The 25,197-nt window shown below is 56.7% G+C and carries 23 protein-coding genes; 18 read left to right on the top strand and 5 right to left on the bottom strand.

The window, feature by feature from the left end:
* Positions 1–37: 37 nt before the first annotated feature.
* Both ACR0DY_RS17280 and ACR0DY_RS17275 read right to left on the bottom strand, forming a co-directional pair.
* Complete coding sequence (locus tag ACR0DY_RS17280; protein ID WP_480483625.1) at positions 38–931, bottom strand: UTP--glucose-1-phosphate uridylyltransferase; 894 nt, start codon at positions 929–931, stop codon at positions 38–40.
* 642 nt (positions 932–1,573) lie between these two features.
* Positions 1,574–2,809 carry a lytic murein transglycosylase gene (locus tag ACR0DY_RS17275; RefSeq protein ID WP_480483626.1) on the bottom strand — a complete coding sequence of 412 codons (1,236 nt, stop codon included), beginning with the start codon at positions 2,807–2,809 and terminating at the stop codon, positions 1,574–1,576.
* A gap of 186 nt (positions 2,810–2,995) precedes the next feature.
* Between ACR0DY_RS17275 and ACR0DY_RS17270 the strand changes: the two genes are divergently transcribed.
* The 4 genes from ACR0DY_RS17270 to ACR0DY_RS17255 are packed head-to-tail and all read left to right on the top strand — an operon-like array spanning position 2,996 to position 6,990.
* Complete coding sequence (locus tag ACR0DY_RS17270; protein ID WP_480483627.1) at positions 2,996–3,955, top strand: cytochrome ubiquinol oxidase subunit II; 960 nt, start codon at positions 2,996–2,998, stop codon at positions 3,953–3,955.
* Positions 3,952–6,042, top strand: coding sequence for a cbb3-type cytochrome c oxidase subunit I (locus ACR0DY_RS17265; RefSeq protein WP_480483628.1), 2,091 nt, complete (start codon positions 3,952–3,954; stop codon positions 6,040–6,042). The genes ACR0DY_RS17270 and ACR0DY_RS17265 overlap by 4 nt, the downstream gene beginning before the upstream one ends.
* Positions 6,039–6,671: a cytochrome c oxidase subunit 3 gene (locus ACR0DY_RS17260; protein WP_480483629.1), complete on the top strand. Its 633-nt coding sequence runs from the start codon at positions 6,039–6,041 to the stop codon at positions 6,669–6,671. Before ACR0DY_RS17265 ends, ACR0DY_RS17260 begins: the two co-directional genes overlap by 4 nt.
* Positions 6,664–6,990, top strand: coding sequence for a cytochrome o ubiquinol oxidase subunit IV (locus ACR0DY_RS17255; RefSeq protein ID WP_480483630.1), 327 nt, complete (start codon positions 6,664–6,666; stop codon positions 6,988–6,990). Before ACR0DY_RS17260 ends, ACR0DY_RS17255 begins: the two co-directional genes overlap by 8 nt.
* 72 nt (positions 6,991–7,062) lie before the next feature.
* Here ACR0DY_RS17255 and ACR0DY_RS17250 read toward each other — a convergent pair whose 3' ends face one another.
* Positions 7,063–7,764: a GntR family transcriptional regulator gene (locus ACR0DY_RS17250; protein ID WP_480483631.1), complete on the bottom strand. Its 702-nt coding sequence runs from the start codon at positions 7,762–7,764 to the stop codon at positions 7,063–7,065.
* Positions 7,765–7,830: 66 nt separating this feature from the next.
* Here ACR0DY_RS17250 and ACR0DY_RS17245 point away from each other — a divergent pair, with 66 nt between their 5' ends.
* Entirely contained in the window at positions 7,831–8,376 is a 546-nt protein-coding gene (locus ACR0DY_RS17245; protein WP_480483632.1) for a HutD/Ves family protein, read from the top strand.
* Here the strand turns inward: ACR0DY_RS17245 and ACR0DY_RS17240 are convergent.
* The gene (locus tag ACR0DY_RS17240; protein ID WP_480483633.1) at positions 8,373–9,737 is read right to left on the bottom strand and encodes a formimidoylglutamate deiminase; all 1,365 of its coding nucleotides are present in this window, start codon (positions 9,735–9,737) and stop codon (positions 8,373–8,375) included. The genes ACR0DY_RS17245 and ACR0DY_RS17240 overlap by 4 nt on opposite strands.
* Positions 9,738–9,819: 82 nt before the next feature.
* On the opposite strand from ACR0DY_RS17240, the gene hutI reads away from it, so the two are divergent.
* The 13 genes from hutI to ACR0DY_RS17175 all read left to right on the top strand — a co-directional run bounded on the left by hutI (position 9,820) and on the right by ACR0DY_RS17175 (position 24,139).
* Positions 9,820–11,028: an imidazolonepropionase gene (gene hutI / locus ACR0DY_RS17235; RefSeq protein WP_480483634.1), complete on the top strand. Its 1,209-nt coding sequence runs from the start codon at positions 9,820–9,822 to the stop codon at positions 11,026–11,028.
* Entirely contained in the window at positions 11,025–12,563 is a 1,539-nt protein-coding gene (gene hutH / locus ACR0DY_RS17230; RefSeq protein WP_480483635.1) for a histidine ammonia-lyase, read from the top strand. The genes hutI and hutH overlap by 4 nt, the downstream gene beginning before the upstream one ends.
* Positions 12,560–13,354, top strand: a complete 795-nt coding sequence (gene hutG / locus ACR0DY_RS17225; RefSeq protein ID WP_480898798.1) for an N-formylglutamate deformylase — start codon at positions 12,560–12,562, stop codon at positions 13,352–13,354. The genes hutH and hutG overlap by 4 nt, the downstream gene beginning before the upstream one ends.
* Positions 13,351–15,033, top strand: coding sequence for a urocanate hydratase (gene hutU / locus ACR0DY_RS17220; RefSeq protein WP_480546961.1), 1,683 nt, complete (start codon positions 13,351–13,353; stop codon positions 15,031–15,033). Before hutG ends, hutU begins: the two co-directional genes overlap by 4 nt.
* A 142-nt stretch (positions 15,034–15,175) precedes the next feature.
* On the top strand, positions 15,176–16,225 hold the full coding sequence (nadA, locus tag ACR0DY_RS17215) for a quinolinate synthase NadA (RefSeq protein WP_480483638.1): 1,050 nt from the start codon (positions 15,176–15,178) through the stop codon (positions 16,223–16,225).
* 6 nt (positions 16,226–16,231) lie between these two features.
* A complete protein-coding gene (locus ACR0DY_RS17210; RefSeq protein WP_480546963.1) occupies positions 16,232–17,800 on the top strand; it encodes an L-aspartate oxidase in 1,569 nt (522 codons plus the stop codon).
* Positions 17,797–18,645, top strand: a complete 849-nt coding sequence (nadC, locus tag ACR0DY_RS17205) for a carboxylating nicotinate-nucleotide diphosphorylase (protein WP_480546965.1) — start codon at positions 17,797–17,799, stop codon at positions 18,643–18,645. The genes ACR0DY_RS17210 and nadC overlap by 4 nt, the downstream gene beginning before the upstream one ends.
* Before the next feature lie 114 nt (positions 18,646–18,759).
* Complete coding sequence (gene bioB, locus ACR0DY_RS17200; protein WP_480546967.1) at positions 18,760–19,740, top strand: biotin synthase BioB; 981 nt, start codon at positions 18,760–18,762, stop codon at positions 19,738–19,740.
* Entirely contained in the window at positions 19,737–20,870 is a 1,134-nt protein-coding gene (locus tag ACR0DY_RS17195) for an 8-amino-7-oxononanoate synthase (RefSeq protein ID WP_480539100.1), read from the top strand. Before bioB ends, ACR0DY_RS17195 begins: the two co-directional genes overlap by 4 nt.
* Positions 20,867–21,487, top strand: coding sequence for a dethiobiotin synthase (gene bioD / locus ACR0DY_RS17190; RefSeq protein WP_480546969.1), 621 nt, complete (start codon positions 20,867–20,869; stop codon positions 21,485–21,487). Before ACR0DY_RS17195 ends, bioD begins: the two co-directional genes overlap by 4 nt.
* Positions 21,484–22,770 (top strand): adenosylmethionine--8-amino-7-oxononanoate transaminase, encoded by a 1,287-nt coding sequence (bioA, locus tag ACR0DY_RS17185; RefSeq protein WP_480546971.1) that lies wholly within the window; start codon positions 21,484–21,486, stop codon positions 22,768–22,770. The genes bioD and bioA overlap by 4 nt, the downstream gene beginning before the upstream one ends.
* Positions 22,767–23,387, top strand: a complete 621-nt coding sequence (locus tag ACR0DY_RS17180; RefSeq protein ID WP_480546974.1) for a pimeloyl-ACP methyl esterase BioG family protein — start codon at positions 22,767–22,769, stop codon at positions 23,385–23,387. Before bioA ends, ACR0DY_RS17180 begins: the two co-directional genes overlap by 4 nt.
* Complete coding sequence (locus tag ACR0DY_RS17175; protein WP_480487374.1) at positions 23,384–24,139, top strand: methyltransferase domain-containing protein; 756 nt, start codon at positions 23,384–23,386, stop codon at positions 24,137–24,139. The genes ACR0DY_RS17180 and ACR0DY_RS17175 overlap by 4 nt, the downstream gene beginning before the upstream one ends.
* 124 nt (positions 24,140–24,263) lie before the next feature.
* Here the strand turns inward: ACR0DY_RS17175 and ACR0DY_RS17170 are convergent, their stop codons facing one another.
* Positions 24,264–25,190, bottom strand: a complete 927-nt coding sequence (locus ACR0DY_RS17170; protein WP_480546978.1) for a carbohydrate kinase family protein — start codon at positions 25,188–25,190, stop codon at positions 24,264–24,266.
* Positions 25,191–25,197 lie beyond the last annotated feature (7 nt).

Genomic DNA, 25,197 nt, shown 5'->3' with positions numbered 1-25,197 from the left:
TTGTTCAATTCTTTTTGTGGAATGGGAGATCCCGTGGCTACTGGGCCGCTTTTCCAGTTGCAACGATGTCATTCAGATATTGGCTCAGATCATCGCGCAGGTCGTCACGGGCAAGGGCAAAGGAAACTGTCGCTTGCAGAAAACCGGATTTTGAACCGCAATCGAAACGCTGCCCGTCGAACTTGTAGCCAAAAACGGGCACGCCGGATGCGATATCCTCGGCGATCGCATCAGTCAGTTGGATTTCACCGCCGCTTCCGGTTTTCATTGCGTTCAGGTTGTTCAATACGGAAGGTCGAAGAATATAGCGCCCGATAACCGCCAGATTGGATGGCGCTTTTGAGGGTTCGGGTTTTTCAACCATACCCTTGGCCGGAATGACCGGGCCGATACTGTCGACGACATCCAGAACGCCGTACGAACTGGTCTTTTCTGGTGAAACTTCCATCGTTGCCACCATGTTGCCGCCCGTTTCCTCATAGGCTTCAACCATTTGTTGCAGACATGGTTTATCTGCAGCAATCACATCGTCAGGCAGCATTACAGCAAAGGGTTCATCGCCTATCAAACGGCGTGCACACCATACAGCATGCCCCAACCCCAGGGCTTTGTGTTGGCGGATATAGGCAATCGCGCCGCTTTCCATATTGGTCTTGTTTAGGATATCGAGAAGCTTGTTTTTGCCCTTGGCCATTAACTCCTGTTCGAGGACAAGGTTGTGGTCAAAGTAATCTTCAAGCGCGGATTTCCCGCGAGACGTCACAAAGATGAACTCTTTGATACCAGCGGCGCGCGCTTCATCGATTGCATATTGCACCAGCGGGCGATCCACCAACGTCATGATCTCTTTCGGAACAGATTTGGTTGCCGGCAAAAACCGGGTTCCCATTCCCGCCACTGGAAAAACTGCTTTGGTGACTTTGCGTGTCATGGTGCCTCTCAAAACAAAACTTGGCCGGAAAAGCAGAAAACATCCGGAATGTCCTCTTAGTCTTCAAAACCGCGTCAATCAATCATGCCCGGTGTGCCGGCCGTTATTGACCAAATCGTGCCACCTCGGTCCAGATGAGTCAAAAGCCGACTCCGGTGTTTCCTGTATACAAGGCCTGAACCACAGTTCCCAGAGACCCTTCCGCTATAACTCTGTGCCAAAATCTGACGACGATTTGTCGTTCACGGAAAGTTGATATGTTTGGAGCGGCGTCGGTTGTCTTGAAAAACTCCCGGACGGAGTCCTGTATATTTTCTTTGGATGGGCATAGCGCCTTGTTATGACGAGTAGTTTAGGACTGCGCGGCCGAAAAGAATTTGGATGGCAGGGACTGTGCAACTGAAATTAACACGGCTCACTTAGTCGCAAGCTGCGTCAAGTAACGTGTCTTATGTACACAAGTATCCCGTCGGCAAACATCCGAGCTTCTTGGAAATACATGATCTGACGCATCTAGTCCGTTTTCGAATGGGCAACAATATGATCGGAACCGCAAAGATTGGTGATAACGGCGGTCTGTTGCGACCGGCGATAAGATGCTCAAGCAAGTCGCGTGGTACCGTTCAACGCATGCTTGGCGCCTTATCGGACCAGTTTCGTTGTCATCGAGGTTTCGGGAAAACAGGTGGGTGCAACACCCTTCGTTTCCTGCCATCTGCCTATGGATCGGCGGGTTTTGAAACCTGGCAAGCCGTCAACGCCTCCAACATCGTACCCCAAGCTTTCCAGCGCGCCCTGCATTTTTGCTATATCAGAACGGTACAAGCCGCCGACCTTGCGCCATTGCCCTTTAAAATCGCCGCTTCCAAACTGGATTCTGTCACCGACGTGGCCGACGAACAAAGCATACAGATCGCTTTTGTTGTATTCCTTCAAAACGTAAAAATTCGGAGTGACCAGAAAAGCAGGACCAAATCGTCCTGCCGGCATCATCAGGTAACCTGCCCCCTTCAACTCGTGGGCTGGAAAAGGTTTGCCCGAGACCCGGTTTATGCCCATCGCTTCCCATTGCTGGATTGACTGCCCTTGATCAGGTCCTTCCAATGCACATGAAACGGTTGCTGGCACAGACACTTCGAAACCCCAGTCACGCCCGGCGATCCAGCCGTGCTGTTTCAGGTAGTTGCCAATCGATGTGATTGTATCATCGGATGACCCCCAGATATCGACCTGTCCGTCGCCGTTGCCATCTGCGGCGTAAGCCAAATAGCTTGATGGCATGAATTGGGGTTGTCCTAACGCGCCCGCCCAACTGCTTTTCAATTGCCGGGCTGGCAGAGGTCCTGCTTCCGCGATTTGCAGAGCCGCGATAAGCTCGGCCGTGAAGTAGTCCGCGCGCGTGCTCATGAATGCCTTGGTCGACAAAACCCTGAACGCATCATGGCGGATCGGCACCTGCCCATAGCCGCTCTCTCTGCCCCAGATTGCCAGAATGATACGAGCAGGAACGCCCGTTTGACGTTCGACTTTGGCAAGAATCGCAGAGTGTTGCCTCGCCATCCTGCGCCCGATAGACGTTGCGCCCTGAATTGACCCCGGATTGAAATACCGGCTGGGCGATCCAAACTCGGCTTGTTTTTGCGCCTTGGGCGTTTTGCGTTTATGTCCGGGGGGAACCAGATCAGGCAGGTCCCAGTTCAGAGTAACACCAGAAAACGCCTGTTGCAGTGTGTTGCGCGAAACACCTTTGGCCTGCGCCTGCGGCCAGATCGTCTCCAACAACCACGACTGAAACTGGCGTTCAATTGCTGCACGATCCTGTGCCAGTGCGGTCTGGGACAGAATGATCAATCCTAGAGTGAACAGCAAAATACGCATTGACGATTTATCTGTCCCGACTGGCCTTGCAAGTCAACGGGAAGATGCCGCGCGACCCGTCGCCGTTTACACCCAAAGTTGAAAGAAAATTGAGGATGGCAATCCCCGGTTCGGAAAAACTCTTGAGAAAATTCACCCGCTTGCCGATAGTTGGATGGGATTGAGATGAGGAGAGGACAGTCAGCTGTGGCACAAGTCATTTCGTCCAATCCATCCTTGCTCAGGCTTGTCGTTGTGCTCCTGTTGATCGTTTCGGCGCAACCAGCTTTGGCCAGCGACAGCTTTATGGACCCGGAAGGCCCAATAGCGGCAGTTCAGAAAACGCATTTGCTTCGGGCGACCGTATTGATCCTGCTGGCCGTTATCCCGGTATTGGTGCTGGTCCCGATAATAGCGTTTCGGTATCGCCGCCGGAGCAACCGCATTGCGCCCTACGCGCCGGATTGGGATTTCTCGGCAAAGCTGGAATTTGTAATGTGGGGTGTGCCTGTCATAATCGTGGCCTTGCTGTCTTTTTACCTTTGGAAGGCGACGCATCGGCTTGACCCGTATTCGGCACCGTTTGGTGAAGATCCGGCGCTGCGGGTTCAGGTTGTCGGTCTGGATTGGAAGTGGCTGTTTCTGTACCCCGATCTTGGGGTCGCCACTGTAGGAGAGTTCGGAATTCCGACAAAGCGGCAAGTTGCATTGACGCTGACAACCGATACCGTGATGCAGTCGTTTATGATACCCGCGCTGGCCGGACAGATTTATGCGATGCCGGGCATGACCACCCAGTTACATCTTGTCGCGGATGCGCCGGAAGTGATGCAGGGTGAAAACACTCAGTACAACGGACGGGGCTTTACCAAGCAGAAGTTCCGCACCATCGCAATGAGTGATGAGGATTTCGACGCTTGGGTCGAAAAAGTGCGTAACAACAGCATCCAACTAGATGTGGCAACGTATCGGAAACTGGCCATGCGGACCGACAGGGATGAAGTTCAGGCCGCTTTGGGAACATCTCGGATGCCGGATGATGCGCTCTACTTCACAATAAAAGACGATCTGTTCCGGAATATCCTGAGCCGCTACCACAGCGGTCAGCCGCTGCCCATCGATCTACAGCCTGGAACTGCATCATTTGGGCAGGAGGCGCAAAAATGACGCCGACCGAGACAGGTTTCTTCGGGCGTCTGAGTTGGGACGCTTTTCCGATTGCCGGGTTGATCCAGAACCCAAATACTAATGAGATTGTGGCCAATACAGCCGCAGCTGTTGTGATTATTGGCGTTGTTGTTGTCGTAGGATTGCTGAGCTGGTTTCGTCTGTGGACACCCCTGTGGCGCGATTGGCTGACCAGCGTCGATCACAAAAAGATCGGTATCATGTATATCGTCTTTGCCATCGTGATGCTGGCGCGCGGTGTGCTTGAAGGCGTTGTCATGCGCGCGCAGCAGGCTTCCGGGCCCGGCGACGGTTTCCTCGAAGCCGAACATTTTGCCGAGCTTTTCAGCACTCACGGCACAATCATGGTCTTCTTTGTTGCCGTTCCCTTTGTCTTTGGTGTTGCGAATTACATTGTCCCGCTGATGATCGGCGCGCGCGATGTGGCGTTCCCGCGACTAAACCAGATTGGTCTGGGCCTTACGGTTTCGTCAGGCATGATGCTGATGGTGTCGCTGGTGATTGGAGAGTTTTCGACCGGCGGCTGGACAGCCTATCCACCGTATACCGGCGCAGCGTTCAATCCCGGTGTTGGACCGGATTACTGGATCTGGGCCATCGTTGTTTCGGGCATTGGCACCTCGCTGACGGGTATCAATTTTGCCGTTACGATCTACAAGTTGCGCGCGCCGGGCATGACGTTCATGCGGCTGCCGATGTATTGCTGGACAATCATTTGCAGTTCGATCCTGATCGTCTTTGCTATGCCGCCTTTGGGTGTCGCCGCGCTGATGCTTGCCGCTGATCGCTATCTTGATTTCCACTTTTTCACAAACGACCTCGGTGGCAACATGATGAACTATGCCAATCTGTTTTGGTTGTTCGGCCACCCCGAGGTTTACCTGCTGGTTTTGCCTGCTTATGGCATCTATTCCGAGGTGTTTGCGACCTTCTCGGCCAAACGGCTTTATGGCTACAACTCGCTTGTTATTGCGACCATGTCGATCGCAGTGTTGTCGTTCACGGTCTGGCTGCACCACTTTTTTACCATGGGTCAAAGCGCGCTGATCAACGCGGTGTTTGGTATTGCGACCATGCTGATTGCCATCCCAACCGGCGTGAAAGTCTATGACTGGATGGCGACGCTGTGGCGGGGGCGCATTCGGTTTTCGGTGCCGATGCTCTATGGGCTGTCATTTTTGATGCTGTTTGCCATCGGTGGGCTGAGCGGTGTGATCCTGGCAAACCCAACCGTAGATTACCAGGTTCACAATACGCTGTTTTTGGTAGCTCATTTCCACAACGCGTTATTGCCTGGCGTGTTGTTCGGATTGTTGGCGGCATACAATTACTGGTTCCCCAAGGCCTTTGGATTCCGACTGAACGAATTCTGGGGCCGGGTTTCTGTCTTTTGCTGGACCGGGGGGTTTTTGCTGACATTCATGCCGCTCTATTTCGTCGGGCTATTGGGCATGCCACGCCGCTCTTTCAGCTATAGCGATCCGTCTTTCCACCCTTTCATGATTGTGGCCATCATCGGAGCAATAGTTATTACCTGTGGATTGTTCTCGGTACTGATCCAGCTATGGGTCAGCATTCGTGACCGCGACCAAACCCGCGTTCCTGTTGGGGATCCCTGGGATGGTCGCACATTGGAATGGACTATCCCTTCACCGCCTCCCGCGTACAACTTTGCGATCATCCCCAAGGTTACGGATCGGGATGAATTCACGGCACAGAAGGCAAAAGGAACGGCCTATCCAACACCAGACGCTTATGAAGATATCGAACTGCCCCGAAACACGGGAATTGGCTTTGTCCTGTGTGTTCTCAGCGGCATATGGATATTTGCGCTGGTCTGGTGGATCTGGTGGCTTGCCGCGATAATGACGGTTTTGATGATCCTTGCGGTGATCATCTGGACATTTGATGACAGCACAGAACTCACCATCCCCGCGGAAGAGGTGCGAAGGGATCACGAAGCCTGGCTGGCGTTGGTCCACAGCGAAGCCGCAGTTGATCGTGACTCTGAAACTTCTTCGGAAAACCGCGGCCTTGCCCGCCCGGATCTGGAGGTGGCGACATGAAGCGCGCGCCGACACACAGCTATCCCGGTATCAATCTAGGGGAACATCACGCCAGCGCCCACAAGGCGGCCGAGGTTGTCACCTTTGGGTTCTGGGTCTTCTTGATGAGCGATCTGGTCTATTTCGGCCTGATGTTTGCGATTTACATAACGATGATCGATGCGCAGGCAGGTGGCCCCGGCCCGCACGAGCTGTTTGATCTGAAAAGTGTCTTTGCGCAAACCCTGATACTGCTGACCAGCAGCCTGACAGTCGGTCTTGCGATGCTGGCGCTGAAGTACAATCTGCCGCGCGGTCGCATTGTCTTATGGTTTGGCGTCACGCTTGTTCTGGGCCTTAGTTTTCTGGTGCTGGAAGTGCGTGACTTCATGGCCATGGCGGAAGAAGGTGGCATTCCGCAGCGCAGCGGTTTTCTGTCAGCCTTTTTTGGGTTGGTCCCGCTTCATGGTCTGCACGTTGCGACTGGATGCCTTTGGCTGATCGTTTTGGGTATCCAGCTGCGCGTCAAGGGCATGACGGATGTGGTTATCTCGCGCGTTGTGCGGCTGGCGTTGTTCTGGCATTTTCTCGATCTGATCTGGATTGGGATCATTACCATCGTGTTTTTCGGAGGTCTGACCTATGGATAAGCGCTCTGAAATGCATCGTCGCGAGCGTCGGCGCTATGTGATCGGGTACGGTGGCTCGCTGTTGCTGACCTTGGCAATGTTTGGCGTGGCACAGGTTTATGGGATTGAAACGGTTGGTGTTTACCTGACCATCGGGTTGCTTGGATTGGCACAGCTTGTGCTGCAGCTTGTCTACTTCCTGCATATCGACCGTCGGCGCAGCAGCCGTGAAGATCTGCACCTAGTTCTGTTTTCGACACTGGTTCTGATGATAATGATCCTTGGCACCGTCTGGGTTCTTGGCAATTTGGCCACCCGAATGCACATGCACTTGATGTAGTGCCTATTTGAGACAAGCGGAGTAGCGGGTCGAGATTTGGCTTTCGGCAGGACCACCAATAGCGGAAAAGCCTCAGTACGTAGTCCGCATTTGATAACCCTGATGAAAGGTCATTCGTACGAAAGTGACTGGGGTATTGCGAAACCACGTTGTCCGCTCCAACTGGAACAAAGGTGTTCCGGGCGGAACAGAAAGAAAGTCCTGAAGCGGACCGGTTGCCGGAACAGCTGAGAATGCAATTTCCGCGTTCGAAAAAGGAACCTCGGCCAGCAACCATTCGTTTGGACCGGTGGTCAGAAAGTCTTCATCCATGACGTGCGGTACCGCGGCTGTATTGATCCATCGTTCCTCGTACTGGAAGGGGCGATTGTCTGCATGGTGCATACAGCGCAAATGCAGAATTTGCGTACCCTCGGGCAGCCCGAGTTTGGCTTGTAGCCATGCCGGGCAATCAATAAGTGTACGGCTGACCAACGCATACCGGTATTCTGCATTCATATCTTCAATGGTTTGACGGACTACCGCAATCGGCAATCTGGCCTGTTTGACCGGTGTTGTAACCACACGTGTGCCGCCTTTGCGTTTGCGTGTTACAATGCCCTGATCAGAAAGTTCACGCAGAGCTCGATTGACAGTCGCGCGGGCGCAGCCGAACTCGGCGGCAAGCTCCAGTTCGGTGGGCAGCAGGCTGCCTTGCGGCCAAATTCTGGTCTGGATGCGATTTAGAACTTCATCGCGGATATCCTGGAAGCCGACGTTTTTTTGCTCGTTCACATTGTGCTCACTATATTTTCGAACTTATTCATATTATGTCTAGGTTAACGGTGAGATGCAAAGAATTTGACCCAGAACCTTATCAGATTGCAGGATTGCGCGGTTACGCCATGGGCCAATGGTGGCGGGGTAACAACCGAACTTGCCGCGAAGCGGGTCGGTAAACATGTCGTCTGGCGTATCAGTGTGGCCCGGATCGATCAGGATGGGCCATTTTCCCGATTTCCGGGGATGTCGCGCGTACACACGATCATCGAAGGGACCGGGCTTGATTTGCTCGGTGATAGTGGTGTTTTACCAGCGCGGCCATTCCTGCCGGTTTCGTTCGACGGGGCGCTCGCGCTGAATGCGCGGCTGTTGGGCGGGCCGTGTCGTGCATTCAATGTGATCTACGATTCAAAGGTCGTTGTTGTGGTGAACGTTTTTGCAAATGATCAGGAATTTGAAGCGACAGCGGGCGAGTTTGTCTTTGTCGCCTCGGGAATGGCCCACATGTCAGACAACACGCCGCTGGTTGCCGGAGACGCAATGACGCTGAACGCCGCTGTTACGGTCAGTCCGGCTGCAGGCGCTAAGATCCTTCGCGTGTGTTTCAATAAGATCCCTAGCTAAAGCTCAGCCAGAAGCTCACTTATTGCCCCTTTGTAGTTACGCGTGACCTTGTCCCGCAGGACGTGATGTCCGTTTTGAACCTGGTGTCTGCCTGCGGACCAAAGATCAGTTACGACATTATCTTTGGCGGCAAAGACTAGACCATCCAGCAGTTGGTGAGGTTGTAGTGCGCAAAGGGCAGGGGCCTGACTGTCGATGGCGACGAGATCGGCCAGCATTCCTTCGGTAATTTGCCCCGCGTTGCGGCCTAGCGCCTGCGCACCGCCAATAGCTGCGCCGCGATAAAGGGTTTGTCCTGCCGAGCCTTCGCCAACCACCAGCACGTTACGTGACAGGTCGCGCAGTCGTTGCGAGTATTCGAGTGTGCGGAGCTCTTCGGTCATGGAAATCAACACGTTGGAGTCCGATCCCACGCCAAAAGCGCCGCCTGCATTCAGATAGACAGGGCCGTTGAAAGGCCCGTCGCCCAGGTTGGCTTCTGTCACCGGGCACAGACCGGCAACCGCTTTGCTGCGGGCCATTGCGCAAGTCTCTTCGTCGGTCATATGGGTTGCGTGGATCAGGCACCAGTTGGACTCAACCGGGGCATTATCCAGCAGCCATTCGACCGGACGCGCGCCAAGGCCAGCCTGCACTTCCTCAACCTCTCTGGGTTGTTCGGCAATGTGAATATGGATTGGACCGGAACTTTGTGATGCCACCACCTGCGCCAGATCGCGCGGACAGGTGGCGCGTAGGGAATGTGGCGCGATGCCGACGCGACAGTCGTCAGGAAGATTGCCGAGCGCACCCCGCGCCTGCGCGACAAGTTCGCAAAAACGGTCCACATCATTGCCAAAGCGTCGCTGCCCCGCCTCCAGTGGTTTTTCCCCAACTCCTGCATAGCTGTAGAGCACGGGCAGATGGGTCAGGCCAATTCCGGTCTCAGCAGCAGCGGCCATGATCCGGTCGCTGAGTTCGCAAAGCCTGTCATAGGATTGCCCGTTCGGTTGGTGGTGCAGATAATGGAATTCCCCGACCGAGGCGTACCCGGCCTCCTGCATCTCGACATAGACTTGCGCAGCGATGGCCTGAATGTGTTCGGGGTTCAGGCGGGCTGTGAAGCGATACATCAGATCACGCCAAGTCCAGAAACTGTCACGGCCAGCCTGCCGATATTCGGTCATTCCCGCCATGGCACGCTGAAAGGCATGGCTGTGAAGGTTGGCCAAAGCGGGCAGTAGAGTGTCAACGCAGGTGTCGCCGAGTTGCGCGACCGCGTCGGGTGTCAGACGGGCAATACGACCATTTTTGATCTCGAGTCGTAGATTCTCTGCCCAGCCGGCTGCCAGATAGGCCCGTTTTGCGAAAATGACCGTCATCCCTACCTCCGGTTTTATGAATAGACATATGACATAAAGACCTGTACCAGAAAAGAGAGAATTGCACCGAAGAGGGATTCGAATGCAAACCCACGATCATCTGTTCACAGATCTGCACGCCGCGACCATGGTTGGTGCGGATGCATACGGATTGATCGAAGACGCGGCGATTGTCGTGCGTGGGGACCGGATCGCGTGGGTCGGTCCGAAGACGCAGTTGCCGGAAGAATACGCGACATTCTCTCAAACTTCGCTGGACGGGCGGCTGGTGACGCCGGCTCTGATCGATTGCCATACCCATGTAGTGCATGGCGGCCACCGCGCGGCTGAGTTTGAGATGCGCCTTAACGGTGCCAGCTATGAAGAGGTGGCCCGCGCGGGTGGTGGGATTATTTCGACCGTGAAAGCCACGCGTGCGGCCAGTAAAGAGGATTTGATTGCGCAGGCCCTGCCGCGCGTGGACGCGATGATCGCCGAAGGGGTCTCGGTGATCGAGGTCAAATCGGGCTATGGGCTTGATCGTGAAACTGAGCTGACCATGCTGCGCGCCGCGCGGGCCCTGCAGGAAAGCCGCCCGGTGCGCATTATAACTAGCTTTCTGGGCGCTCATGCTGTGCCCGCCGAGTATAAAGACCGGCCCGAGGCGTACATTGCAGAGATTTGCATTCCGACCCTCCGCGCGGCTCATGCCGAGGGTTTGGTTGATGCAGTGGACGCATTTTGCGAAGGGATTGCCTTCCTGCCCGACCAACTGGTGCCACTGTTTGACGTTGCCAAGGAACTAGGACTGCCGGTCAAATTGCATGCCGAACAACTGTCCAACCTGGGTGGTGCGAAACTTGCTGCAAGCTTTGGTGCGCTGTCTGCCGACCATATCGAGTATCTGGACGAAAGCGGTGTCAAAGCCATGGAAGTGGCAGGCACGGTGGCCGTGATACTGCCCGGGGCTTTCTACACCCTGCGCGAGACGCAACAACCGCCAATTGATTTGCTACGCAAGTACGACGTGCCAATGGCCCTTGCGACCGACTGCAATCCGGGCTCGGCTCCGATGACATCACTTTTGCTTGCGATGAACATGGGATGCACCTTGTTTCGAATGACCCCCGAGGAAGCGTTGAAAGGTGTCACTGTGAATGCCGCGCGTGCACTGGGCCTGAGAGACTGCGGCAGGATCGTTCAGGGCCTGCGGGCGGATCTGGCTGTCTGGAATGTCACTCACCCGGCCGAGCTTGCCTACCGCATCGGTTTTAATCCCCTTCACGCCCGCATATTCGGAGGCGCATTTTGACCACTCTGACGTTAACTCCCGGCGCTGTCTCTCTGGCGCAGCTGGAACAGGTATTCCGCCAGGAATGCGCCGTTCGGCTGGACCCGGATTGCAGGCCTGCGATAGCCGCGGCACACGCTCGCATCATTGAGGCGGCGACTGGCGAAGCCGCCGTTTACGGGGTCAATACGGGCTTTGGAAAACTGGCAAGCGTCAAGATCGCGGCCGAGGATACCGCGACGCTGCAACGCAACCTGATCCTGTCCCATTGCTGTGGCGTCGGACCAGCGATCCCGCGTGCTGTTGCGCGGCTCATGATGGCACTCAAACTGCTCAGCCTCGGACGTGGCGCGTCGGGTGTGCGGCTGGAACTGATTGACCTGCTGGAAGCGATGCTTGGCGCAGGGGTGACACCGGTAATCCCGGCACAGGGGTCTGTTGGTGCTTCGGGCGATCTGGCACCGCTGTCGCACATGGCAGCCGTCATGATGGGCGAGGGTGAGGCCGAGTTTGGCGGCACCCTCATGTCTGGCGGCGACGCGCTGGCAGCGGCAGGTTTGACCCCGGTCGAACTTGGCCCCAAGGAAGGTCTGGCGCTGATCAACGGCACTCAGTTTTCTACGGCGTTTGCGCTGGCGGGGCTTTTCGGCGCTTGGCGGGCGGCGCAAAGCGCTTTGGTCACTTCAGCCCTGACAACTGATGCGATTATGGGGTCTACCGCGCCTTTGCAGCCCGAAATTCACGCCTTGCGTGGTCACCGGGGCCAGATCGAAGCGGGCGCAACCATGCGCGCGCTACTGGCTGGGTCGGTCATTCGCGAAAGCCATCGGGACGGTGATACGCGGGTTCAGGACCCGTACTGCATCCGCTGCCAGCCGCAGGTTGTTGGTGCCGCGATGGATGTGCTGCGTCAGGCTTCGGTGACACTGGAAACCGAAGCCAACGCCGCCACCGATAACCCTCTGGTTCTGGCCGAGGCCGGGTTGATCGTATCAGGCGGAAACTTTCATGCAGAACCGGTCGGGTTTGCCGCCGACATGATTGCTCTGGCAGTGGCCGAGATCGGGGCGATTGCGCAGCGACGCATCGCGCTGATCGTCGATCCGGTGCTCAGCTTTGATTTGCCTCCGTTTTTGACACCCAACCCCGGTTTGAACTCTGGCCTGATGATTGCCGAAGTCACGACAGCCGCACTGATGAGCGAAAACAAGCATCTGGCCAATCCTTGCGTCACGGATTCAACACCGACTTCGGCCAATCAGGAAGATCACGTGTCAATGGCCGCCCATGGCGCACGGCGGCTGGGGCAAATGGTGACCAATCTGGAACGTATCCTGGGGGTCGAGTTGCTGTGCGCAACGCAAGGGGTTGAATATCGCGCGCCGCTGCCAACCAGTGAAAGCCTTCAAGGTGTCATGGCGCGTCTGCGTTCTGTTGTACCGGCGTTGGAAGATGACAGGTACATGGCAAATGACATCGAAGCAGCCTCGGCCCTTATTGCAAGCGGTGAGATTTCCGATGGCGCTGGTGTCGCCATGCCGGAGCTTGGCGCATGACTGATCCAGTCGAAGTAGTTCAGGGCGATAGTCCAGTTGTTTTGGGGCTGCCTCACACGGGCACCTATGTGCCTGCGGCGATTGATGCCAAACTGAATGCACAGGGTCGGGCGCTGGCAGATACGGATTGGCACATCCACATGCTTTACGACGGGCTTTTGCCCGGTGCTACCACGGTCCGGGCCACCTTTCATCGCTATGTGATCGACGCCAACCGTGACCCGAGCGGTACTTCCCTTTACCCTGGCCAGAACACGACGACCCTGGTGCCGCTGACGGATTTCGACGGGCAGGACATCTGGGACATCCCTCCAACTGAAAAAGATATCATTGAACGGCGTGACGCATTTCATGCGCCATATCACGCCGCTTTGCTGGCCGAACTGGAGAGGGTGAAGGCGATCCATGGCATCGCTGTGCTGTATGATTGCCACTCAATCCGCAGCCGCATTCCTTTTCTGTTCGACGGCGTATTGCCCGACATGAACATTGGCACAAATAACGGGATGACCTGTGCATTGGAAATCGAAACAATTGCACATGAGTTCGCCGCTTCATCCCCTTACAGCACCGTTTTGAACGGGCGCTTCAAAGGTGGGTGGACGACACGCCACTACGGACATCCGGATAACAGTATTCACGCGATCCAGATGGAGCTGGCGCAGTCGACCTACCTGACCTCAGAAATGCCGCCCTGGACTTTTGACACCGCCAAAGCCAACCGTCTCCGCCGTTGGTTGAAAGACGTTCTAGACGCCCTCAATGACACAGCATTGGAGCTTGCCCGATGACCGATCCTCGCAAAAACACCCGTGACATCTTTCCGCCCACCGGAGCTGAACTGAACGCCAAAAGCTGGATGACCGAGGCGCCATTGCGGATGATGATGAACAACCTGCATCCGGACGTGGCCGAAAACCCGCATGAGCTGGTGGTCTATGGCGGGATTGGCCGCGCGGCGCGGACGTGGAAGGATTTTGACACCATCGTTGCCAGCCTGAAGGATCTGGAAGAGGATGAAACGCTGATCGTCCAGTCCGGCAAGCCGGTTGCCATTGTTCGCACCCATAGCGATGCCCCCCGCGTATTGATCGCAAACTCGAACCTTGTGCCGCACTGGGCCAATTGGAACCACTTCAACGAGCTCGATAAGAAAGGTCTGATGATGTACGGCCAGATGACCGCTGGCTCGTGGATCTATATCGGTACACAGGGCATCGTGCAGGGCACTTATGAAACATTTGCCGAGGCCGGGCGTCAGCATTATGGCGGCGACCTGACAGGTAAGTGGATCCTGACCGGGGGACTGGGTGGAATGGGCGGCGCGCAGCCTCTGGCCGCTGTCTTTGCAGGGGCTTGTTGTCTGGCCGTGGAATGCAACCCGGACAGCATCGACTTTCGCTTGCGTACAAAATACCTGGACGAAAAAGCCGAGACGCTGGACGAAGCGCTGGCAATGATTGATCGCTGGACTAGGGCGGGCGAAGCGAAATCCGTTGGTTTGTTGGGAAATGCCGCTGAAATCTTCCCGGAAATCTACGCCCGGATGCAAGCTGGCGGGATGCGCCCCGATATTGTCACGGATCAGACCAGCGCCCACGATCCGGTAAATGGCTACCTGCCGCTTGGTTGGACCATGGCGCAATGGAAAGACAAGCGCGAAAGTGACCCGAAGGCGGTCGAAAAGGCTGCACGTGCTTCGATGAAGCAGCACGTCGCTGCAATGGTGGACTTCTGGAACGCGGGCGTGCCGACGTTGGATTACGGCAACAACATCCGACAGGTGGCTCAGGATGAGGGGTTGGAGAACGCTTTTGCCTTCCCCGGCTTCGTACCCGCCTATATTCGCCCGCTGTTTTGTCGGGGTATCGGACCCTTCCGCTGGTGCGCGTTGTCCGGTGACCCTGAAGATATCTACAAGACAGACGCCAAGATGAAGGAACTGTTCCCCGACAATACCCATCTGCACAACTGGTTGGACATGGCGCAGGAGCGTATTGCGTTTCAGGGCCTGCCGGCGCGGATCTGTTGGATTGGGCTAGGAGATCGCCACAAGGCCGGGCTGGCGTTCAACGAGATGGTTAGAAACGGCGAATTGAAAGCTCCGGTCGTCATCGGCCGAGATCATCTTGACAGTGGTTCTGTCGCCTCACCTAACCGCGAGACCGAGGCGATGAAGGACGGTTCGGACGCTGTTTCGGACTGGCCGCTGCTGAACGCGCTTGTCAATACGGCCTCGGGTGCGACCTGGGTTTCGCTGCATCACGGCGGCGGGGTTGGTATGGGCTTCAGCCAGCATGCAGGCGTCGTCATCTGCGCAGACGGAACCGATGCCGCAGCCAAGCGATTGGAGAGGGTGCTCTGGAATGACCCCGCGTCGGGGGTTTGGCGTCACGCGGACGCCGGGTACGAGGACGCGAAAGCCTGCGCTCGTGAACATGGGCTGCGATTGCCGGGCATTTTGGGCTGATTACCACGCCAACCTTTGTTTTGTCGGTTTGCCTTAGCGCTAACGTCACATTTTCCGGTTTCGAACCGGTGCTGTTTCGGCTAGGGCTAAGCCGTTCAACAACCCCGTGGGGTTGAAGGCAACTGACAAAGGTGGCTACCCGTTGCTCGATATTGCACATGTCCGCTCGGTGATTTCGGACGTTTATGACCTTGCCCCATCGGCCACTCTGGCCAATGAGATGAAAGAAACGTTTGCCCGCATGGATCGCGTGGTCAGCCCACCAGATTGGGCAATCTACGCGCCTTACGTGCGAGCCATCAATACGCTCAAGAAAGAGCGTAATGCCGTGATCCTTGGGCACAATTACATGACGCCCGAGATTTTTCACGGTGTGTCCGATTTCGTTGGGGACAGTTTGCAGCTTGCGATCAAGGCCAGTGAAGTCGAAGAAGATGTGATCGTTCAGGCCGGTGTTCATTTCATGGCCGAGACATCGAAAATCCTCAGCCCTCAGAAGACTGTGCTGATGCCCGACATGGAAGCCGGTTGTTCATTGGCAGAATCGATCACCGCTGAGGGAATCGATGAAATGCGCGCCAAATACCCCGGCGCGCCGGTTGTGTCCTATGTAAACACCACTGCCGAGGTCAAAGCAGCTTCGGATATCTGCTGCACCTCTTCGAACGCGCTTCAGATCGTCAACGCCATGGAAAGTGATACGGTCATCATGACGCCGGATCAGTACCTGGCGCAAAATGTTGCCAATCAAAGCCACAAGAACGTGGTGTATTGGCCCGGCTCTTGCATTGTACACGAACAATATACGGCACAGGACCTGCGCGACTTCCGCGAATGGAACCCGGGAACACGGCTGATCGCGCATCCTGAATGCCCGCCGGATGTGGTGGCCGAGGCAGACTATTCCGGCTCGACCAGCGGCATCATCAAATACGTGCATGATGAAAAGCCGAAAAAGGCGATGCTGATCACCGAGTGTTCGATGGCATCCAACATTGCCGATGAATTGCCCGAGGTCGAATTTGTAGGGCCATGCAACATGTGCCCGTATATGAAGAAAATCACGCTTGAAAAGATCCTCTTCGCCCTGCACACGATGGAAGGGCAGGTCGAGGTCGCCGAAGATGTGGCTGAAAAGGCGCGAAAATCCGTTCAGGCGATGATTGATCTGTCCCGCAAGCTCGGCATTTGATCTGAAATGACCAAAGTCACCACGGATCGCGTCATTATTGTGGGGGCTGGCATCGGCGCGCTTTATGCAGCATTGAAGCTCGCGCCGCGGCCAGTGGTTGTAATCTCACCCGATGTTTTGGGCGAAGGTGCAAGTTCCTCATGGGCGCAAGGCGGTGTGGCCGCGGCAATGGATTTGTCGGATAGCCCGGAAAGCCACAGCCTGGACACCGTCAAGGCTGGCGCGGGAATAGTCGTTCCGGCCGTTGCCGATCTGGTCACGCGCGAGGCTCGGCAATATATCCTTGACCTGACGACATTGGGCACACCATTTGATCGCACCAAGGATGGCAGTTATGTGTTGTCACGCGAAGCGGCGCATAGCTTCGCACGTGTCGTACGGGTGAAAGGGGATCAGGCAGGTAGTGAAATCATGGCTGCCCTGATCGAACGGGTGCATGAAACACCCTCGGTTCAGGTGTTGGAAGGTGTCCTTGCCACGGCGCTGGACGTATCAAACGGTCGGGTGACAGGTGTCACGGTTCAGGACGCATCAGAAACAGGGTCCGAGCCCGTTACGATCTGCGGGCCTGCCGTATTGCTTGCCGGGGGTGGCTCTGGCGGGTTGTATGCCTTGACGACCAATCCGGCACGCATTCGCGGGCAGGTCATCGGGATGGCCGCACGTGCTGGTGCGCTTATTGCTGACGCCGAATTCGTTCAGTTTCATCCGACGGCAATGGATGTTGGTGAAGATCCGGCTCCGCTGGCAACCGAGGCGTTGCGCGGCGAAGGGGCAACGCTGATCAACAATAAGGGTGACCGGTTCATGTTATCCGTTCACCCGGACGCAGAACTCGCCCCGCGAGACGTCGTTGCGCGTGCAATTTTTGCCGAAGTGCAGGCGGGTAACCGGCCCATGCTGGACACCCGTACCGCATTAGGCTCGAAGATAACGGACCTGTTCCCGGCAGTTGCCGAATACTGCGCGCGCAACGGTATCGACCCGGTCAACGAACCGATCCCGGTCGCACCGGCAGCGCATTATCACATGGGTGGTATTGCCACCGACACTGACGGTCGCGCGACACTTGACGGGCTTTGGGTCTGCGGCGAGGCATCTTCGACCGGCCTTCACGGCGCCAACCGGCTGGCCTCGAACGGGCTGCTTGAGGCGCTTGTCTTTGCGCGCATCTGCGCCGAAAGCATCGGGGCTTCCGTTCCGGTGGTGTCAAATGCCGACCCCGTTACATTGCAGTTTGTCCATGTGGTGACTCCAGACACGACAAGGGCTATCCAGGAGTTGCGCGAAACCATGACGCGCGACGTTGGTGTTGTCCGGGACCGGACGGGCCTAATCCGTGCTCTGCAAACTATTGCGCAGTTGGAGGCGCAGCACGATGCCTGCCCGTCATTTTGCAACATGTGTGCCACCGCGACCCTGATCGCTGCTGCTGCTTTGCACCGTGAAGAAAGCCGCGGTGCACACAAGCGATCCGATTTTCCAAAAGCCAATGATGGGCCCGGAGAGCGGTCCCGGATGTATTTGTCCGAAGCAATGAGCATTCGGGCCAAAGCCTGCGAGGAACTGTCATGACATATGCGATCCTGCCAGATCTGATCCTGGAACCCATGGTCCGCGCTGCGTTGATGGAGGATCTGGGAAGCTACGGTGATGTGACAACCCGCGCGGTTATTCCGCAGGAAACAACCTATACAGCCAGACTGAACGCGCGCGAAAACGCCGTCGTGTCGGGGATGCAGGTCGCCGCAATCGCGTTCCGGCTTGTGGACCCGTCGCTTGAGGTTGACGTGCGGATCAAGGATGGTTCGCGTTGCGTACGCGGTGATACACTGATGACCATCAAGGGCTCTGCCGCATCGATCCTGTCCGGCGAACGCGTCGCTCTGAACTTTGCCGGACGCCTGACGGGTATTGCCACAATGACAGCCGCATTTGTGGAGCAGACCAACGGCACTATGGCCCGCATGACCTGCACGCGCAAAACCACGCCAGGCCTGCGCATCGTGGAAAAACAGGCCGTGCTGCACGGTGGCGGTTTCAACCACCGCTATTCCTTATCAGATGCGATCCTGATCAAGGACAACCACATTGCTGCGGCAGGCGGTATCCGTCAGGTTCTTGAAGCCGCCAAGGCGCAGGCCAGTCACATGATGGCGGTCGAGATTGAAGTTGATCGACTGGACCAGCTTGCCGAAGTGCTGGACGTTGGCGGTGCTTCAGTGGTTTTGCTGGACAACATGGACAATGACATGCTGCGCGAAGCGGTTGCCATGGTGGGCGGGCGGTTGAAGACCGAAGCCAGCGGCAATGTGACGTTGGAACGGGTCGCATCAATTGCGGCGACAGGGGTGGATTACATCTCGTCCGGTGCCTTGACGCATTCCGCCCGCACCGTCGATCTGGGGCTCGATTTCTGAAGGCGCGGCATTTCCGCTTGATTTATGATCGTTTGCGCCAACACAGTTGCGTATTCAAGTTTTATCGATAATAAATCCACAGCAACGCAAGCTGCAGAAAGTTTTATAGATAAAATGATCATCCCACACTCCGGCTGGACCCGTAAAACTGCGCAAGCTATTCACGATCTTCCGTTGATGGATCTTTTGTTTCGTGCGCAGACCGTGCATCGCGAAAACTTTGATCCGAACCAGATCCAGACCTCGAAGCTATTGTCGATCAAGACTGGTGGCTGCGCCGAGGATTGCGCCTATTGCTCGCAATCAGCCCGCAATGGATCAACCTTGCCCGCGTCGAAGCTGATCGAGGTTCAGCGCGTTCTGACCGAGGCCAAAAAAGCCCGCGATGGCGGCGCGACCCGGTTTTGCATGGGGGCGGCGTGGCGCGAGCCAAAGGCGCGCGATATGGATGCGCTGGTCGCGATGGTCGAGGGCGTCAAGGAACTGGGTATGGAAACCTGCATGACGCTGGGTATGCTCGACGACATCCAGGTGGTGCAGCTGCGCGATGCCGGTTTGGACTATTACAATCACAACATCGACACCTCGGAACGTTATTACTCCGAAGTCATCACCACCCGTACTTTTGCGGATCGGATCGATACGATGAACCGGGTGCAGGAAGCCGGGATCAAGGTTTGCTCGGGCGGCATTCTGGGGATGGGTGAACATACTGGCGACCGTATCGACATGTTGCTGACATTGGCCAACATGACGCCTCCACCTGACTCGGTGCCGATCAATATGTTGATGCCGCAGGCCGATACCCCGCTTGCCGACGCCGAGCCGATCGATCCGATCGACTTTGTGCGGATCATTGCAACGGCCCGCATTCTGATGCCCAAGTCCTATGTGCGGCTTTCGGCCGGACGCAGCGACATGAGTGACGAGATGCAGGCGATGTGCTTTTTCGCCGGTGCCAACTCGATCTTTGTTGGCGAAACGCTACTGACAGCAGAAAACCCCGAAGAAGACACCGACGCGGTCCTGTTTGCCAAACTTGGCCTGCAAGCTGAAAAAGCCGAAACGCGAAACTGCACGGAAGCTGCCGAATGAAAGCAGTCAACCGACTGGAATCGATGCTTGATGCGCTTCAAGCCCGGCACCGCCGCCGAGCCTTGATCCCGACGCAAGGGCTGGATTTCGCGTCGAATGACTATCTGGGTCTTGCCGGTTCTCAAGTGTTACAGCGCGCGGCACATGATGCGCTGTCGCGGGGTGTGCCTGTAGGTTCGGGAGGTTCACGTCTGTTGCGGGGCAACCACCCTGAACATGAAGCACTGGAAAAGGAAGCGGCCGCATTCTTTGGAGCTGAGGCCGCGCTGTTCATGGGAGGCGGGTTCCAGGCTAATCAGGCAATCTTCTCCACGTTGCCTGCGGCTGAGGATTTGGTCCTTTATGACGCGCTGGTCCACGCGAGCGCCCATGAAGGTATGCGGTCCAGCCGCGCGGATCTGCGTGCCTTCCGTCACAATGATGTTGCGGATGCACGCAACGTATTGCGCGACTGGCAATCTACAGGCGGTTCGGGTCAGGTCTGGATTGCGGTCGAAAGCGTGTATTCCATGGAAGGTGACCTGCCGCCGCTGGAAGACCTGTCCGTACTTGCGCGCGAAGCTGATGCAGTTTTGGTTGTTGATGAGGCCCACGCCACCGGCGTTTTCGGAGAGCGAGGCCGGGGTCTTGCGCATGACCTGAACGCTGATCTGCTAACATTGCATACCTGTGGTAAAGGGCTTGGTGTTTCAGGCGGGCTGATCTGCGGTCCGCGCGTGATGATAGATACCCTGATCAACCGTGCTCGTCCCTTCATCTTTGCGACCGCTCCGTCGCCTTTGAACGCTGCTCTGGTTCGTGCTGCGCTACGGGAACTGGCCGAGGATGTCAGTCTGGTTGAAGGCGCGCATGAACGTATGCGCCATGCCCATGACACCGCACGGGAACTGGGGTTGCCCGCAGCCGCGTTGAACAGCCAGATCATCCCGGTTGTACTGGGAGATGACGAGCGCACAATGGCGATGGCGGCCACTTTGCAGCAGCAGGGTTTTGACGTTCGGGGCATCCGCCCGCCCACTGTCCCAAAAGGCACATCCCGTTTGCGCGTCTCGATTACCGGAAATGTCACCCTTCAGGATATCACGGCCTTGTTCACCACTATCTCAATCTGTCAGTCGGAGGCCGCATGAGCGCGCTGATCGTTACCGGAACCGACACAGGTGTTGGAAAAACCGTGTTTTCGGCTGGTCTGGCGGCAGCGTTGCAGGCCCGGTACTGGAAACCTGTTCAGTCTGGTCTTGAGGATGCTACAGACACTGAAACCGTCAGCGCGCTGAGCGGTGCCGAGGTCCTGCCCGAAGCGTACCGGCTGAACATGCCCGCCTCACCGCATCTGTCTGCCGAAGACATGGGCGTTGAGATTGACCTCTCGCGTCTTGAAATTCCGAAAGTGGACGGGCCTCTGGTTGTCGAAGGGGCAGGGGGCCTCATGGTGCCGCTGAACCGCCAGTCGTTCTTTCTGGACGTGATTGCCGGATGGCAGGCTCCGGTTGTTCTTGTTGCGCGCACCGCCTTGGGAACGATCAACCACACCACATTGTCTCTAATGGCGCTTCGGGCTGCTGGCTGCGAGGTTGTCGGCGTCGCATTCGTGGGTGACCCCGTGCCGGACGTAGAGCAAACCATCGTCGAGATGTGTAAAGTGCATCATTTGGGACGCCTGCCATTTCTGAGCGACCTGACACCGCAGTGCCTGAACAGCGCATTTTCGGCAATCGATGTGGCGACCATTCGGAGGTTCCTGTGACCCCGTTGGAATTTGATGCGCGCCATCTGTGGCACCCTTATACACATGTGCTTGAACCCGGCCCGATGCACCTGATTACCGGGGCAGAAGGTGTCTGGCTGACGCGTGCAGATGGCATCAGAATGATCGACGCAATGTCGTCCTGGTGGTGTACGGTGCATGGCCACAGGCACCCGGCCATCATCGATGCGATGCAAAAGCAGCTGAATACACTGCCGCATGTGATGTTTGGTGGTCTGACCCACGAACCCGCCGTGGAACTCGGGCGCAGGTTGGTCGACCTTCTGCCAGATGGCCTGGATCGCATTTTCTACAGCGACAGCGGCTCGGTCGCGATTGAAGTCGCGTTGAAGATGGCAGTCCAGTACCAGATTGCCAAAGGCCGGGGCGAACGGTCTGAATTTGCCACGATCCGGGGTGGCTATCATGGCGACACATGGAAAGCGATGAGCGTTTGTGATCCCGTCAACGGGATGCATGGTCTGTTTCGCGGTGCGTTGTCGATCCAGCACTTTCTGCCACGCCCTCACATCCAGTTCGGTGATGAGTGGCTCGACGACCCTTCCGAGAACGGGTTGGAGCCGCTGGAGGCGTTGCTGAACTACAAAGGCAACAGGATCGCCGCGCTGATCCTTGAGCCGGTGGTGCAGGGCGCGGGTGGGATGTATTTCTATCACCCTGCATGGTTGCGCGGGGCGCGCGCCTTGTGTGATGCGCATGACGTTTTGCTGATCTTTGATGAGATCGCGACCGGTTTCGGACGCAGCGGCGAAATGTTTGCAATGGACCACGTCGGAGTGGTTCCGGATATCCTATGTCTTGGCAAGGCATTGACAGGTGGGCATATCACCTTGGCCGCCACCATCGCGACCGAGGCCGTCGCTCGCGGGATCGGGGAAAGTGAGGCCGGAGTTTTGATGCACGGTCCCACCTACATGGCCAACCCTTTGGCTTGTTCGGCAGGGGTGGCGAGCCTTGACCAGTTGCAACAGCGAAACTGGAAGCAGGAAGTTGCATCACTCTCGCAGCAGATGAAGGCCGAACTCGCCCCCGCGCGCAATCTATCCGGTGTAGCGGATGTGCGCGTGCTTGGCGCAATCGGCGTCATCGAGATGGATGAGCGGGTCGACCCCTCCATCGCACATGGATTGGCTGCGGAAACCGGTGTTTGGCTGCGCCCGTTTGCTCGAAATATTTATTGCATGCCTCCCTATGTTATTTCGCCGGACGAACTGAGCAGGGTAACGTCCGCGATGCTGGCTCTGGCTGGGGGGCAGAAATGAAAAGCCGTTGGCTGGCGCAATCAGGTGACAATACTCTAACCCTTGTGTTCGGTGGATGGGCATTGGGCGATGCTCCATTCCGGGGTCTTACGGGGGGCGGGAATATTCTTTTGGCGGAAGGCTACACTAGCCTCGATGATTCCCTGCCCGATCTCTCCCGTTTCGATCACATAGACATGCTGGCCTTTTCCTTTGGTGTCGCGTCGGCTGCGCATTGGCTGGCGTGCTCGGGGTTTCGTCCCGACCGTTTGATCGCCATCAGCGGCACTTTGCACCCGGCGTGCCCGGAGCGTGGCATTGCGCCTGACATGACCAAGGCAACAGCGGCTCAGCTTTCCGAGCGCAGCTTCGCCAAGTTCTGCCGCCGTGCGGGGTTGCCAGGCGAGCCCCCGGAACTGGACATCGCAGCTGCACAACAGGAGCTATTTGCCGTGATCCAACGTGGGTCTGCCCCTGATCCGGGTTTTGACAGGGTGTGGATACCCACAAACGACCGGATCATTCCGACATCGGCCCAAGAAACGGCATGGGCCTCAACCTCGGCCCGAGTCGAGCATGTGGCGGGGCCGCACGTACCATTCCTACGGGGGCAAAGTTGGGCGAGTTGGGTATCATGACAGCGCAACTGGCAGAAAGGGTGCAGCGGAGCTTTAGCCGAAGCTTTCAAACCTACCACGACACGGCAAATCAGCAAGCCTGGGTCGCAGGCAAGCTGGTGTCCGAACTGCGTCGTGCCGGAGCCCCGGACCGCTTTGAAACTGTCTTCGAGCTGGGATGTGGCACAGGGCATCTGACCCGTCTGATGCGACAAAAATTTCACCTGCCAAACCTCATATTGAACGACATCGCGCCGCAGGCTCAGGCAACGGCTGATGCGGAACAGGCCAAGTTCATTGCCGGTGATGCACGTGAAGTTCACTGGCCTTCCCGGATTGATCTGATCGCCTCGGCTTCGATGATCCAATGGATGGAAAGCCCGTTGCAATTGCTTCACAAAGCGATGGACGCGCTGGAGCCCGGCGGGTGGTTGGCGGTTTCGGGTTTTGGCCCTCAGCAATATCAAGAGCTTAGTCAGATTGGATCAACTGCCCGTGCACCGGGACTTACTACTCCGGCTGCTCTTGCCGCGGCTGTCGACGGCCCGATGCAGATATTGGCCGTTGGTGAAAGCCTGAGGCAAACCTATTTCGATACGCCCCGCGAGGTACTTAGGTATTTGCGAAGAACAGGTGTAAACGGCAGGGCGCAAGGGACATGGACCAAGTCCACGCTGGCTCGGTTCGAAAACGAATACGCTAAGGAGTTCGGCACGGATCGCGGAGTCTCACTGACATATCATCCCGTGTGGATCATTGCCCGGAAGCGATAGGTGCTTATTCTGCCGTGGCCTAACGTGATTTGTGAGCCTGCCAGACGGTCGCAATCTCCGCAGCCACGGCCCTCGGCCTTGAAGCGATTGTCACCAGTTCATTTTTTCGGGTTGTTGCAGGCAATCAAATCTCATGTGCCCAGGGCGGTTCTGCCCCGGCGCGTGATACTGTTACGGCGGCAACAGTTGCGCCCAACGCCATGGCCGCCCGCAAGCTTTCAGAGGTCAGATTGCGCAGCCCCTGCTTTGTCAAATGCCCTGCGCGGCTGAGTTCAGTCAGAACACCAGCGTTAAACGTGTCGCCCGCGCCGATTGTGTCGACAACCTGAACAGGTTTCACAGGAACCGAAACCTTGGATCCGTCGGCCAGGTACCCATTCGCCCCGTCGCCACCCCTGGTCACGATGAGGGCTGACGGACCGGTCTGCAACAAAAGAGACGCTTTGGCGGCCTCGGGTTCGGCTCCCGGGATGATCCAGTCAAGATCTTCGTCTGAAACCTTCACAATATCGGACTTCGCAATCATGCGGTTCAGACGGGTTCGATACCGGGTCTGATCCTTGATGAAGCCCGGTCGGATATTCGGATCCAACATCACTGCGCGATCCGCTCCGTGGCGATTCAGAAGTGAGGCATAGGCATCCGCGCAGGGTTCACATGCCAGACTGATACCCCCAAGATATAAGGCGGACACGGCTGTAAGCTGGTCTGGCATGTCCTCGGGTTGCAGCATTCGTCCGGCGGTGTTTTCATCAACAAAGCTGTAAGTGGCGTGACCGTCTTTAAGCTGTACAAAGGCAAGGGTCGTGGGGCGGTCAGAGACAATCACATGTGACGTGTCAACATGGCTTGAATTCAGCGCCTTTGTAATTTGTTGGCCAAACATGTCAGACGACACGCCGGTCAGCATTCCGACGGAAACACCTAGACGACCGACTGCGACCGCCGTGTTCAATATCGCCCCACCTGTGCGCGGTACAAATCCTTGTTCGCCCGACACTGTCGGCTCGGAAATCATGTCGATCAGGGCTTCACCACAGCACAGGATCATTTCGTAG

This window comes from Ruegeria sp. O6, assembly GCF_056535045.1.
The sequence above is the reverse complement of the archived record's forward strand: the minus strand, read 5'-3'. Positions and strand labels throughout refer to the sequence as shown.